The sequence below is a fragment of the Exiguobacterium sp. MH3 genome (assembly GCF_000496635.1).
In the GTDB taxonomy this organism is placed as follows: Bacteria; Bacillota; Bacilli; order Exiguobacteriales; family Exiguobacteriaceae; genus Exiguobacterium_A; species Exiguobacterium_A indicum.
Genome location: NC_022794.1, coordinates 1,544,925 through 1,558,350, shown reverse-complemented (window position 1 = coordinate 1,558,350; position 13,426 = coordinate 1,544,925). Strand labels below are relative to the sequence as shown.

The following is a 13,426-nucleotide window of genomic DNA, read 5'->3' as shown; positions in this document are numbered from 1 at the left end:
AAATTTTCAAAAAGTAACGTATACTAAAAGGAGAACATGTTATCACGAAAGAGGTGGTCGGATGGAAGAAGGGACGATCTTATTCGTCGCAGGAACGTTACTATTGATTGCGATCATCACGACGAAGTTTGCCGTCCGGTTAAATGTACCGACGTTGATCCTGTTCGTCGTCGTCGGGATTGTGGCAGGGTCAGATGTCACAGGAATCATCAACTTTGGTGATTTCGAGCAAGCTCGTCTCTTTGGGACGATGGCGCTCGTGCTGATTCTGTTTGACGGTGGCTTGCATACGAAGTGGACACACTTCCGGAAAATTCTCCCCGCTGCCCTGTCGCTTGCGACCGTCGGGGTCCTGGCAACGACCGGGATCATTGCCATCGTTGCGTATCTATTACTTGATTTTTCTTGGCCGGTCGCGCTATTGATCGGCGCGCTCGTCGGCTCGACTGATGCGGCTGCTGTTTTTTCCCTGCTCAGTGGACGACCGGTCGATGCCAAAGTCAAACATACGCTCGAAGCGGAGTCCGGAACGAATGATCCGATGGCCGTCTTCCTGACAATCTTGTTCACATCGTTTGCGTTAGCGCCGGAATCGTTCTCGATCGGTGCGGGTATTCTTTCCTTCATCTACGAGATGGGACTCGGGACGCTAGTTGGTCTTGCGATCGGGTATCTCGTCACACAACTGCTGAACCGGATCGAGTTGCCATCGTCCGCCCTTTATCCGACGCTTCTGTTCAGTGGGGCGCTCTTCTCGTATGGTCTCGCGACGATTTTGCACGCCAGTGGGTTTCTCGCCGTCTATTTGACCGGGATCTGGATCAACAATCATGACATGATCTACCGCGAGACGCTCAAACGATTCAGTGGCAGCTTGTCGCATTTAGCAGAGATCGGCATGTTCATCATGCTCGGACTGCTCGTCTTTCCAAAACAATTACTCGATCCTCGGACCTTGTTCGTCTCGGCCGTCATCGTTCTGACCTTGATCCTGCTTGCTCGTCCACTTGCCGTCGTCTTGTCGTTGCTGCCGTTTCGATACACGGTCAAAGAACAGAGTGTCATCACGGCAGCCGGATTACGGGGCGCCGTTCCGATCATTCTCGCGACCTATCCGCTTTCCAGTGGTCTCGCGGAAGCGCCGCTTCTTTTCAATATCGTTTTCTTCACCGTCATGACGTCTGCTCTCTTGCAAGGAACGGCCTTGCCGTGGATCGTCCGGCGAATGGGGCTTGAGACACAGCACGACACGACGGTCGAACCGTTCCTGAAATTCATGACCGTCACCCATCCACAAGCGGAGATCATCGAGGTCAGGGTCTCGACAAACAGTGTGATTGCCGGAAAAACGCTACAGGATATCGAGATGCCCCAGGATGTGCTCGTCGTTGCAATCATTCGTGAAGATGAAATTCTGACGCCGCGTGGTCAGACACGTGTCCTCGTAGACGATCAACTGTTGATTTTGACACCTAAACAAGCGGATCAGGATGTTCGACGGCTAATCGTGTCGCTCGGGTTATAGGTCGTTCTTTACACATCCTCCAGTAGGGTGTGTTTTTTGGTGTGGATTGGTATACTCAATAAGGAAAATAAAGGAGGAAAATTCATGTTGAAGCGATTGCTTGCCGTTATTATGACAACCGGTCTCGTTTGCACTGTGCTGACGTACATATCCTATACACCGATTACAGAGAGGGAAGCGAATACGATGTATGATTCATTCGGTTCAACATTTTTGTCATACGTCTTATTCGCCTTGCCAATCATCTTGCTGTCCGGCTTTTTACTCGACTTTATCATCGGCATGATCATTAATCGTTCTTCAACGACACTAGCGTATGTGCCGACAGTCGTTGGTTATGGGATGTACGGCATCGTGATTGCGAGTCTCCTGATTCTCTTGACGACGAAGGACGAATTTGACCTGCCGCTTTCTTTTACGATCGCTACTCTGACAGCAATGATCTATTACAGTCTGTCCGTCGTCTTTAATCGATTGTCACAGCACGCGCACTAAAAAAACGAACAGGCACGTCTGCTTACTCGCGGACGTGCCTGTTCGTGTTATTCTGCTTCCGTTCGTTCAATCGTGATGACACCCGGTGGACGATGCGGGAAGGTCAACGTCAGACCGGCAAAGCGACAAATATCATCTTCGTTCGGTGCCCGGTGCACCCACTCGATCGTCTCTTGCCTTGCTAGCGCGTGGCGGATCCGGTTATCGGCTTGTGTACGCGAGATGCCGCGGCAATCGACGTTCGTGATATACGTCGCTTCGTCCGACTCGATCTGTTGCCAAATCCCGAGAATCAGTTGACCAATCGGACTGACGGATTGACCATCCGGTTCTTCACTGCTGACGGCATCATCGAGCATTTCGATGACAGCGTCACACGTCTCACCGGAAGCAAGCAATCGCGTCGATCCTTGTTGTAGAATCCGGTATCGCGTCACGCCGTTCTCGAGCCACAAGCGCTGTGCGAATGGATTGACCGGAACACCGTGGAAAAATGTCTGCGTCCCGCGCCAAGCAAAACCAAATGATGGATCGTACGCCCGAATCGTCGCCATGGCGCGATCATGGAACTTAGCGATCGTCTGTCGTTCTGTTTCCAGTAAGGTCCGGATCGCCTCTTCATCCTCTAACGGGACCGTCTTTGGTGTCACGGTGAATAATTCCGATTCCGGTAAGCGGTGTAGGGACAAGATCGTTCCGTCGAATCGATAATCGTTCGCCGGACGTCCAGTACGCCCGACGGATAAGCGCCACGTCCGATCTTCCGGCATGAAGGCATAACTTTGATGGGCAAAAGGTGGCGCGACGAACAGTCCCGGAAACGGATCGAATGTGTCGACTCGCAGGACGTCACCGTCATACCAACACTCTTCGATCAGACGGACGAGCCGTCCGACGGGTGCATTACGGTCCGTCAGGTAACGACCGGTATTCGCATGAAATCCGAGTAGGAACTCGCGCTCTTCTTCTTGGAACGTCACCATTAAGAGTTGGAATAACGAGGCGATCTGCTGCTCGACGAGTTGCGGCTCCTCCTCCGTCTTTGCCTCGAAGGCGACCATCTTCCAGCCGGAACGCTCATACAGATGGATCGTCACCGGAAAGAACAGGAAGGCACCATGTGTCGCTTCGAGCTTGACCATGTCCTGCGATGCTAATCGTTCCGTCAGTAGGGAAAAGCCCATTCGTTCGAAATGATCTTGCAGCCGTCGTTTCCAATGTGTGAACTCCACGCAATCCTCTCCTCTCGCGAATTATGCGCCGCGCTTTCGTAACGGATTCTTTGACCAGTAGATGTAGAGACCAACGAGTCCCGCGATGCCGATGAGATAAGACGGCGTTCCGCTGACTTGAATTAAGACGTCTGGTGCCGGGAAGACCGTCACGAGCAGTGCCTTGTAGGTTGAAAATAAAATGAAGCTGATGACGAATTGAATCCACACCCGCGGTTTGACTTGTTTAAGCTTCGGTGCCGTGATGACTTGTGACATCGCGTCGATCAAGAATAGAGCGATGATCGAGAAGAATAAGTAGTCAATCAAAGCGAATTGGAACAATCCATCGATCCCTTCGATGAAGATGAACATCAGGATCGACGAGACATAGTTTCGCGTCCAGCGTTTTTGTGTCTCCATCCGGTGTCGTTGTGGTAATTCAGCAATCATCTGATCGAGGCGTGCTTCGACCGATAGTCCGTGAATCTCTTCGAATGGACGCTGTTTCCGCTGGGCTTCATAGATATCTGCCCGCAGACGGTCTTCAATCTCCGTCCGGTCCGGTTCTGCGACATTCAGGTTCAAGCGTGGTAAAACGGTTTCTAATAGACGTGTGTTGGCTTTCGTTAATTTCAATCGATTTCCCCCTTTTTCATGTTTAAGTATACTGGGTTTTTGGGAAAAATACGTAGTGGAAGTAAAAGATTGCTTGACGAAACGATGAAGAATGTTCAGAATTATTAAAATATAGTGTCGGAATCAGACAGAAAGGACGTGTCGGATCATGCGTCAAACATTGACGAGCGCCGCCTTGATCACCTTGCTGACAAGTGCGGGCATCGCCTTCCCGTTGGCTGAAGCGAAGCCACCCGTAGACCAAGAACCGGTCGAACTCGATCAGCAACAGGAACAAACGCCTGAAACAGAATAACAATAACCCGCGCTCAAGCAGGAGCGCGGGTTATTTCATGTATCACTAGGTTGGGTGACGCGTTCGTCAATCGTGACGGTCCATGTAACGACCGTCGTACTGTCACGAACACCCTGTGCCTCGATTGTCGAGAGAAGTTCTTTGACACCACCTGATCGTAAAGTTTCCTCGATCTGCATCGCGTCAGCATATGGGGTTCCCGGGCACTCAAGCAAACCATCCGTCGTCACGAACAACTGATTCTCGCCTTGGCGCAATTCGCGGATCCCTCGCGCGTAACTCGGGACCGGTAACGCAAACGTGTTCGCGCGTCCGATCCATTCATAGAATTGACGCTGGTTCAAGGCGGCTTGTCCCATCTTCATCAGCTCCGGGTGAAACAGATACAAGACGACGTCACCGACCGAGAACCACCAGATGAAGCGCCCTTTCCGGACGGCAATCAAACAAGCGGTTTCTCCTTGCAACGTCGCACACGCCGCTAAAAAGTCCGGATCTTGAAATAGATCCAGCACGGTCGTCTCGATTCGTTGGAATGCGTCCGTAAGTGGGGCATCAAGATCAGTCCGAATGCGCGACTCGTGTTGTGCTAACTGCTGTAAGACAAGTGCCGCACTATCCGCTGTCTTATGAGCGTCTAAGACGACGGTCATCTCCCAATCGTCGCCGATTAAGATGGCAGCCCCGTCTTCGTTTTTATATTGACCGCTTCTTGAGCAGCCTCCGAATCGTCCGAGCGTCACTCGACCAATCTGGTCAATCTGCTTCGTGTCGACGAAAGGTTCGTCGGATCCGACCCAGAAGTAGGATGGATGTGTCGTCTGCATGCATCAGTCTTCCCTTCTTTACATCTCCCGCAAGTACGGTTGCAAGAATAAGCGTAATCGTTTTTCGTAGTTATCCGGGTCCATCGTGTACGTCTCGTCATGACCGGCATCGCGAACTGGATACAATTGTTTTAATCCCGTTTTTGCTTGATACAGTTCGTACATCATCCGAACCGGAACGAGTTCGTCCTTCATTCCATGAATGAACATCGTCGGAACCCGACTCTTCGTTGCTTGACGGGTCACCGAGACGTCACCATAAAAGAAATCTTGCTCGCCCTTGTTCCACATGCTCGCGATCGTCAGAGACGGAAGTGCCGGGTAACGGATCTGTTCGTCCGCAAGTAGACTGAGCCAGTCGTCGAGTCGGGCGTAAGCTCCTTCAGCGACGATCGCCCGGACTTGGGTTGGTACGGTCTCGCCAGAAGCGAGTAAGACGGTCGCTGCGCCGACACCGAGTCCGTGATAGACGATTCGTGTATCGTCTTCGTTTTCAGCAAGCAGGCGTTTCGTCCATTCCAAGACATCCAGTCGATCGAGCCAACCGTAATTCCGGACGCCACCGCTTCGATCCTGCCCACGCCGTTCGATGAGTAAGACATTGAAATTAGCCTCATGGTAATAACGGGCAAGCGCATAAACACCGGTCTGTGAAAACATCATCTCATCCGGAACGAGGAGGACCGTCTGTTTGCTACCGTCAACCGGTAGATAACGTCCGAAGCGGACGATCCCGTCCTTCGACCATTGCTGCGTCTCGCTCGTTTGTTTGAACCATGTCTCGTCGTTCGTCACTTGTCCGTTTCTTGTCGTCTTCAGAATCGGAGAAGCGTCCGACTGACCGATCAATGTTTCTTGCATCCGGTATCCATCATAGACGATGAACAATAGCAGACACGTGACGAGCAACACGATGCCGATTCCCCATTTGCGCATGTGCTTCGCTTCCTTTCCGACAGTGAGTCTTTCCTTATTCGTCGTCGGTTTTCACTTCCCCTGCTAACGGGGTCGAAAGGAACGATTGTTTATACCAGCGCTGTAAGGTATCGATATCCGTTCGTTCAAAATAAAGCGCGTTAAAAGCAGTATTGCCCCGTAGTTGAATCTCAATCCGGGCAATCTCCTTTGCTTCGAGCCAGCGAGAAACGGACCAGGTCAATTCCTCAATTTTCAGTCGTGGCGTATAGACGGTCTCTTTTTGGACCCATTGTTTGCGTAACATCAAGAGATCGTGACCGGTTCCGAAACGGGTCTTTCGGTAACCGCTGCGCACAGCGAAGTAATAGAACGGTAACCAGATGAACAGAAGCAAGATCAAGAAGCGCCATGAGGAATCAAGGACGATGATGACGACACTGCTTAGTGCCGTAAACAACAGCGCATAACCGAGTAACGGCCAACGAACCCGGTAGCGAAAGCCAATCGGTGCGACTTCATGCTGCGGACTGAACTGACGAAAGCGCGGCAGATATGTCGCTAGGAACGGATCAATCTCGTTCGTCCGGATGAATGGATGGAGCAACAGTCGCTCCTTTTCTCCAGTCGCCGAGATGATGTGCAAGGACAGGCTAGCCCGTCCAATCAACCGCTGAATCCAGCTTTCCTGAATGACGAGGGCTTGAATCTTATCAGCATGAAACGCGACCTCGGTCCGGTTCAACATTCCGTACCCGATCAATAATCGGTTGTGTTGCAAGACGGCACGGTACGAACCGTATTTCAAGATATAGACGATGATCGAGCCGATATAGATGACGAGTAAGACGAGGACGCCAAGTCCCGTCAAGACGAACAACGATAAATGAGCGAGTTCCGAGAACAGTCGATCGACATAACGTTCAATGAACTGATCGATGAATTGATAGGCGGTCCCGATCCCGACGAGCGCTAGTCCGACGCGTCCCGACAAGGCACCAGCTAATACCAAATCGCGGACAGGGATCGTATAGGCGACTTCCGCCTGCTGTTCTTCGACGACGAGTTGCCCCTCGTTTTTGATCGAAGACTTTAGTTCTTTCGCAAAATCAAGACGGATCCCTTTTAGTTCGACTTCTGGTGTTCCGCTCTCAGACGACGTCTCGACGGTCAACGTCGCAAGACGCAGCAGTCGTTCGATGACGTTTTGCTGAATGCCGATCGACTCGATCCGTTTACGTTGCGTCGTCCGTTCACTTTTTTGGAGAATTCCTTTGCGGACCCGAATCGTCTCGGCATCAATCGTGAACGTATAGAAATACCAGGAGGCGATCCCATATAAGAGGACGAACACAATCCCAACACTGATCCCGATCCACGTATAGGTGTTGATCTCGCCTTTGCGGATCGCATTTAAAATCAAGGCGGCGAACGGAATCAGGAGCGAGCGGATGATCGAGATACTCGACATCACGATGAACAGCGGGTGGACGCGCCGGGTCATAACGATTCCTCCTCCCGTTCCTCGAGTTTCGCAAAGCGTTCGACTTGTGTGCGTAGCGCGTCTCCTTGCGCACGATCGAGTCGTGACAACGTGACGAAGCCGGATGCCGTTCGAATATCAAGTGTGATCAAATCATAGCGACGCAGGATCGGTCCCGTTTGGCTATCGATCAATTGCACCTTGACGAGCGGCACGGTGACTTCGCGGCGGAAGAAGATGCCGTTGCGGACGACGAGAAATTCCTCATCGATGCGATAACGCATATACTTCAAGCGAAGAACGGGTATGTAGACGATACGGGGAATGAAATAGATCAGCCAAAGCAGACCGGCGATGCCCATCCACCAAGGTGTCAGGTCGAGCCACATGACTTGGGTAATCGTCGTTCCGATCAAAATGACGGCGATCAAGCCGTGTAACGGCAACAATCCGAGCCGTTCTGCTCGAATCGATCGTTCTGGCAGCGTATGCCATTGTACAGTAGACATCAAAAAAACACTTCCTTTCGTTTCCATTTACGGTTAAAAACGTCGCTTGGTTTCAGACAGCGGTTGACATTTTGTTTGATTTCATCGCATATATAGAAGTGAAGAACTGTAACACCAAGGAGGAACCATGTTAACTTTTGAAGAAAAACTACGAATTATCGAGACTTTCCCACAGCTCGTCCGCAAAGATGTCTCGCTAAAACGCGTCAATTTCCAATTCCCGGACAGTCAGTATGAGAAGAAGAATCTCGTCTATCATTTGCATCCGAACGGAAACGGCTTCGTCTATGCCGCTGGTCTACCAGGTTATGAAACGGACGAAAAAGGATTCGTCAATATCCGTGAATTTTCAGAGCCTGCTCTAATTCTCTTATTAGAAGATGCAATCAAAGCACTCTCGACGGTCCAATCGGTCGAAACACTCGAAGAAACATGGGTCAACGATAACCAGTTCGAATTAACGTTGCTCAATGAAGACATCGACACGTGGCTCGTCTACGCTGGTGATCTTTTAGACGGTGCATTCAACTCGTATAAGGAAGCAGCGAACTATCTTGAAGAAGAAGGTTTCCGCCGTAAATAAGACAATGAGCGATCCGGTTAATCCGGGTCGCTCATTTTCATGACGAGACGATTCAGTGCCGCTTTGACGACGCGTAAGTCTTCTTCGTCGACGTCGAGTGTCTGGACGAGATCAAGCGGAACAGTCTCTGCTTGTTTCCGTAACGCACGACCAGCATCCGTTAAAAAGATCTGGATGTGCCGTTCGTCTTCCGGCTTACGGACGCGTCGCAACAGATCTGCCGCTTCGAGTTTCTTCAGTAACGGCGTCAACGTTCCCGAATCAAGATGGAGCCGTTCACCGATGGCTTTGAGTGATTGTCCCTCCTCTTCCCAGACGACGAGCATGACGAGATATTGCGGATACGTCAGACCAAGTGGTTCAAGTAACGGACGATAACGACGCGTGATCTCACGCGAAATCGCATAAAACGGAAAACAGAGTTGTTCATCTAAAGCTAACGGGTTCATAAAAAATTCCTCCTATCGTGAGCAAACGAGTTGCATTTCGATTTAAATTGTATACAATCTAATTGTAAGCTACTTATTTGAATCTAACAACGAAAGGGAGTTACACACATGAAACCAATGTTCACATCATCTGCAACAGCTGTCGGAGGTCGCGACGGACGCGTCGTATCGGAGGACGGTATTCTTGACGTCGCCCTCGCAATGCCGGTACCAGGATCGAAAAAACAAGCAACGAACCCAGAACAACTCTTTGCTGCAGGATATTCTGCTTGCTTCGACTCTGCCTTGAACATGGTCGCTCGCAAACAAGGGATCAAACACGATGGCAGTGAAGTCACAGCACACGTGACATTAAACGAAGCAGCTGACGGATTCATGCTTTCCGTCGAACTCGATGTTCTCGTCCGTGGGATCTCGGAAGAAGCGGCGGCTGAACTTGCGAAAGTCGCGCATACGGTCTGCCCTTACTCACGTGCAACTGCTGGAAACATCCAAGTCGACGTCTACACACGTACGACTGACGCAGAATAAGTGTAGCATTTCTAGCCAGCCCGAGGTTCACTCTCGGCTGGTTTTTTGTTTTTATAATGAATTCGGTAGTTGAAATAATTGCATTCTTGATGATGAACGGTTGCTCTCACGAAAAGAACAACCGCTCTTTTTTCATAGTTGATGGACCGATAAGATGACGAGTTCCCCGGATACGGTGACATAATAGGCATCCTCGAACCGATAGCGTTCATTGTGTTCTGCGTCATAGACCGTGACCATTGGTTCCGCGTCGTCTCCGATCGCTTCGTGTAGATAAAAGCGTCCACGTAAGACACGTTCGAACGGCTCCTTATCGAGGAATCGGGCACCGTTGCGTAAGTTGATCACTTCATGATGGTGCTCGGACCGGTCATTGACGATGAAGATCGTCGACTCGACGTCATCGTACGTGAAGTCGAGCGGTTCATAGTCACTCCACTGAATCCGGGCAACCTCTTCGACACTCGCTTCCGTATCAATCCGGTAAAAGATTTCTTCGTTCAAACGATCGGTATAGGCACTGAAGATCAGATGCCCTTCCTGTTCTCCGAGATACTGAACGGTATCCCCTTCCCCTTCTAACTTCAACAAGGTTGCGAACGATAAGTGCTCAACACCACGTTCGATCTCCTCGATCAAGGTCGGTAGTGGGGCAATCAACAGACTTTCCGAGTGGTCGATCGGATCTTCTGGTGAGATGACACCACTTTCAAGGGCATCATAGAACGAGAACTCATCGAGCCGGGCATTACAGACGATATACTCCTTCTCTTCGAGCGTGACGAGAAAGAAATAGAGTTCCCGGTAATTCTCCGTCATCCCGTAGAGCCGTGGATCACGAATCGTCTGCCGCGTTTCATCCTTAACGTCATACAAAAACGCAGACGTCGTATCCGTCGTTTGTAAGAATACGAGATAGTTCTCATTGAGCACCCAGTAGAGCGTCAAATCCCCTTCGACATAAAACGACGCAATCTGCTCCCGTTTACCGGACAAGAGATCGATGACGAGCACTTCCGTCTCCCCGCCCTGCTCTTGCGTATGTTCATTCAAACAATAGACTCTTCCGTGCCGCACGAACGGTCGGGTTGGTCCGTGATCCGTCAAGGCTTCTGGCGTTAGATCGACCTGTTCTTGATCTTCAAGATCATACCGGCTGATGTGGTAACGGGCGTCATCGAGACGACGTCGAAAATAGATCGACGATGGTGTGACATGCAAGACATCCATATGATCGGCGGGTAAAGCACGGGCATCCACTATTTCCATGATTAATCTCCTCCCGGACACGTACTACTTGTCTTTTTCCCACGAATCGTACTGCTTCAAACAGGGTCTTGCTGTGCGTTTAACGAAGCAGAGTGCTACAATATGGCTAGATGACTACAGGATGAGGAAGGTGCGAAACGGTGCAATCACAAGATTTAAATACGATGATGCTCGAATATGTCAACGATAAGGAAGAATACGATGCCTACGCCGACAAGTTGAAGATGCTCTTGTCCGAGTTGCTCGACGCGGCAGGCATCAAATACCACTCGATCGTCGCCCGGACGAAGGACTCCGAGAGTCTGTATCAAAAAGTCTTACGGCAACCGAACAAATACCGTTCACTTAAGGACGTCCATGACTTGACCGGGATCCGGATCGTCACTTATTTCCATGACGATGTCCGGGAAGCGGCACGCATCATCGAGAATGAGTTCGCGATCGATCGCGATCAATCGGTCGATAAGTCAACGTTGCTCGATACAACGGAATTCGGTTATCTTTCGGTCCACTTCGTCGCTTCACTGAGCGATCAGCGGCTTGCTCTGAGCGAGTATGGACGTTTTAAGGACTACACGGCTGAGATCCAAATCCGCTCGATCCTGCAACACGCGTGGGCGGAGATCGAACATGATCTCGGATATAAAAATCCGAACAGTGTCCCAGCAGAAGTCCGGCGCAGCTTCAGTCGGGTGGCAGGATTACTCGAAATCGCCGATCAGGAGTTCGTCAACATCAAGAAACAGTTGAAACAATTTGAAGACGAGACCGTTCAACAAATCTTGTCTGATCCCCATCAAGTCCGGATCACTGCAGATAACTTGAACTACTTCATCGATCACTCCCCGGTCATCAACGAGCTCGATAAACGACTCGTTACATCGCAAATGATGCTCGATTCCGATCAACAACTGATCAACGAACTGATTCGGATGTTCCATTATGTCGATATCCGGACGTACGGAGAGTTGATTGAAGCCGTGACGACGCACAGTCCGCTCACCTTACGCTGTGCGAAGGTCATGCCGAATCCGTTCCTGCCTCGTCAAGGAATCGGCATCGCCTATATCTGCATGGCGCTGACAATTGCTGGCGAAGATACACACCGGATCGACTACTTCTTCCGTCGCTTCTATCCAGAACTGCGCAACGTCGAAGAGATCGTCGCCCAAGTCGCCCGCGTCGTCGAAACAGATGATTCAAGAGAAAAATATTGATTAAACTAAAATTTTTCACTATACTAAATCACGAGTGAAAGAAACTACGGTATAGAAAGAGTGAACGATACATGGCAACTACACTAGAAGTAGCACAACGCGATCAGTTGATCGTTGATACAGAAAAAGGATTACGGATGAACTACCGCGCGATCAAGAAGGACGTGCGTAGCATGTTCACGACGTACTTGACACGCAATGAATTCTTCATCTTGAAGTCCCTTTGTGCGAACAGTCCGCAAATCGCCTCTGCCCTCTCGCAGGAGTTCCAATTCTCAGCGAGCATGATCACGGCATTAGCAGACGAATTGACGAAAAAAGAGTTGATCTCGCGTGAACGAAGCGAACTCGATCGTCGTGTCGTCGAACTTCGCGCCACTCCAAAAGGCATCGAGCTCTATGAAAAACTCGAATCGATGAAGATGGATTACCTCGCAGACGTCTTCGAGGACTTCTCGGATCAGGAACTCGAACTGTTCCGGACGCTCTTGACGAAGCTTGAAAAAACAATCTAAGCTGTTCAATCGAACGGATCCGGTCAGGACGACCGGATCCGTTTTTTAGTAAATTAAGGAGGAGGAAACACGATGTTTGATTTCGAATCGGTGCAACAGTTACGACAGACGGGACAATATGAAAAAGCGAAGGCAGTCGTCCGTCAGTATGTCGAGACGGCACCTAACGACCCGATCGTCCTCTATCAGATGGCGTGGTGTCATGATAGTCTCGGTGAGGAACAGGCTGCAGTTCCCTATTATGAACAAGCACTAGCGCTCGGTCTTACAGGTGAGGACCGTCTGCAGGCATATATCGGACTCGGCAGTACATATCGTGTCATCGGTCAGTTCGAAGTTGCGTCAGACGTGTTCCATCGTGCGCTCCGTGAGTTTCCGGACGCCCATGCCCTGCAAGCCTTCCTCGCGATGACGGAATACAATCTCGGTCAAGCCGATCAGGCAGTCGGTCGGTTGCTGAAGAGTCTTGCTACGACGTCGTCGGACGCCTCGATCCAGACATTTGACCGAGCAATCCGTTATTATGCCGATCATTTGGACGAGATCGTCAAAGAATGAACGGCAACGGTTGACGAGTGCTCGTTTTGCACAGCATAATGTAACAGCCAAGCGGACTCGCTTTTGGCAGGAAAGGAAGTTAAGGATGTCATCAAAAAAAGTATGGACAGTAGAAGGTTATGAAGAACAAGGGCAAGAAAAACACGGCAAGGCAAGCAAGTCAGAGACATATACGAATGAAGCCGATGCTAAGAAAGCTGCTAAAAAGATGGCGGATCAGAATGATCATCTCGACGTCTACGTCATTTATACGAGTACGGTAAACGGTAAAACAGAAGAACGATTCTTCAATTCAAACGGCAAGTATAGTGAAGAAGGCTTCGAGTGGTAAGTATCGCTTCGAATATATGATTCAGACCAAACATGATGCGTTCGTTTCTCAGTCAAGAGAGACGAACGCATCAT

General features: G+C 50.2%; 17 protein-coding genes. 9 read left to right on the top strand and 8 right to left on the bottom strand.

Annotated features, from left to right (window positions below):
• The first annotated feature begins 61 nt into the window (after positions 1-61).
• Both U719_RS08275 and U719_RS08270 read left to right on the top strand, forming a co-directional pair.
• Positions 62-1,525, top strand: a complete 1,464-nt coding sequence (locus U719_RS08275; protein ID WP_023468303.1) for a potassium/proton antiporter — start codon at positions 62-64, stop codon at positions 1,523-1,525.
• An 84-nt stretch (positions 1,526-1,609) separates the two neighbouring features.
• The gene (locus U719_RS08270) at positions 1,610-2,020 is read left to right on the top strand and encodes a hypothetical protein (RefSeq protein WP_023468302.1); all 411 of its coding nucleotides are present in this window, start codon (positions 1,610-1,612) and stop codon (positions 2,018-2,020) included.
• A gap of 47 nt (positions 2,021-2,067) precedes the next feature.
• Here U719_RS08270 and U719_RS08265 read toward each other — a convergent pair whose 3' ends face one another.
• Together U719_RS08265 and U719_RS08260 are read right to left on the bottom strand one after the other, a co-directional pair.
• On the bottom strand, positions 2,068-3,252 hold the full coding sequence (locus U719_RS08265; protein ID WP_023468301.1) for a hypothetical protein: 1,185 nt from the start codon (positions 3,250-3,252) through the stop codon (positions 2,068-2,070).
• A gap of 21 nt (positions 3,253-3,273) precedes the next feature.
• Entirely contained in the window at positions 3,274-3,870 is a 597-nt protein-coding gene (locus U719_RS08260; RefSeq protein WP_023468300.1) for a hypothetical protein, read from the bottom strand.
• Between the two features lie 148 nt (positions 3,871-4,018).
• Here U719_RS08260 and U719_RS16840 point away from each other — a divergent pair, with 148 nt between their 5' ends.
• The gene (locus U719_RS16840) at positions 4,019-4,165 is read left to right on the top strand and encodes a hypothetical protein (RefSeq protein WP_023468299.1); all 147 of its coding nucleotides are present in this window, start codon (positions 4,019-4,021) and stop codon (positions 4,163-4,165) included.
• A gap of 35 nt (positions 4,166-4,200) precedes the next feature.
• Here U719_RS16840 and U719_RS08255 read toward each other — a convergent pair whose 3' ends face one another.
• Genes U719_RS08255 through U719_RS08240 form a run of 4 tightly spaced genes read right to left on the bottom strand, consistent with a single transcriptional unit; the run spans position 4,201 to position 7,899 of the window.
• Positions 4,201-4,992: a protein phosphatase 2C domain-containing protein gene (locus U719_RS08255; protein WP_023468298.1), complete on the bottom strand. Its 792-nt coding sequence runs from the start codon at positions 4,990-4,992 to the stop codon at positions 4,201-4,203.
• An 18-nt stretch (positions 4,993-5,010) separates the two neighbouring features.
• A complete protein-coding gene (locus U719_RS08250) occupies positions 5,011-5,928 on the bottom strand; it encodes an alpha/beta hydrolase (RefSeq protein ID WP_023468297.1) in 918 nt (305 codons plus the stop codon).
• Positions 5,929-5,962: 34 nt separating this feature from the next.
• Entirely contained in the window at positions 5,963-7,411 is a 1,449-nt protein-coding gene (locus tag U719_RS08245; protein WP_023468296.1) for a PH domain-containing protein, read from the bottom strand.
• Complete coding sequence (locus U719_RS08240) at positions 7,408-7,899, bottom strand: PH domain-containing protein (RefSeq protein WP_023468295.1); 492 nt, start codon at positions 7,897-7,899, stop codon at positions 7,408-7,410. Before U719_RS08240 ends, U719_RS08245 begins: the two co-directional genes overlap by 4 nt.
• A 127-nt stretch (positions 7,900-8,026) precedes the next feature.
• Here U719_RS08240 and U719_RS08235 point away from each other — a divergent pair, with 127 nt between their 5' ends.
• The gene (locus tag U719_RS08235) at positions 8,027-8,482 is read left to right on the top strand and encodes a hypothetical protein (protein WP_023468294.1); all 456 of its coding nucleotides are present in this window, start codon (positions 8,027-8,029) and stop codon (positions 8,480-8,482) included.
• A gap of 17 nt (positions 8,483-8,499) precedes the next feature.
• On the opposite strand, the gene U719_RS08230 is transcribed toward U719_RS08235, so the two are convergent.
• Complete coding sequence (locus U719_RS08230) at positions 8,500-8,931, bottom strand: MarR family winged helix-turn-helix transcriptional regulator (protein WP_023468293.1); 432 nt, start codon at positions 8,929-8,931, stop codon at positions 8,500-8,502.
• Positions 8,932-9,039: 108 nt separating this feature from the next.
• Between U719_RS08230 and U719_RS08225 the strand changes: the two genes are divergently transcribed.
• Positions 9,040-9,462 (top strand): organic hydroperoxide resistance protein, encoded by a 423-nt coding sequence (locus tag U719_RS08225; RefSeq protein ID WP_023468292.1) that lies wholly within the window; start codon positions 9,040-9,042, stop codon positions 9,460-9,462.
• Positions 9,463-9,594: 132 nt separating this feature from the next.
• Here U719_RS08225 and U719_RS08220 read toward each other — a convergent pair whose 3' ends face one another.
• Positions 9,595-10,731, bottom strand: a complete 1,137-nt coding sequence (locus tag U719_RS08220) for a hypothetical protein (protein WP_023468291.1) — start codon at positions 10,729-10,731, stop codon at positions 9,595-9,597.
• A 140-nt stretch (positions 10,732-10,871) separates the two neighbouring features.
• Here U719_RS08220 and U719_RS08215 point away from each other — a divergent pair, with 140 nt between their 5' ends.
• From U719_RS08215 to U719_RS08200, 4 genes are all read left to right on the top strand, one after another.
• Positions 10,872-11,948: a GTP pyrophosphokinase family protein gene (locus tag U719_RS08215; RefSeq protein ID WP_235147649.1), complete on the top strand. Its 1,077-nt coding sequence runs from the start codon at positions 10,872-10,874 to the stop codon at positions 11,946-11,948.
• A gap of 71 nt (positions 11,949-12,019) precedes the next feature.
• Positions 12,020-12,463 (top strand): MarR family winged helix-turn-helix transcriptional regulator, encoded by a 444-nt coding sequence (locus U719_RS08210; protein WP_023468290.1) that lies wholly within the window; start codon positions 12,020-12,022, stop codon positions 12,461-12,463.
• A 72-nt stretch (positions 12,464-12,535) separates the two neighbouring features.
• Positions 12,536-13,021 (top strand): tetratricopeptide repeat protein, encoded by a 486-nt coding sequence (locus U719_RS08205; protein ID WP_023468289.1) that lies wholly within the window; start codon positions 12,536-12,538, stop codon positions 13,019-13,021.
• A gap of 85 nt (positions 13,022-13,106) precedes the next feature.
• Complete coding sequence (locus U719_RS08200; protein WP_023468288.1) at positions 13,107-13,352, top strand: hypothetical protein; 246 nt, start codon at positions 13,107-13,109, stop codon at positions 13,350-13,352.
• Positions 13,353-13,426 lie beyond the last annotated feature (74 nt).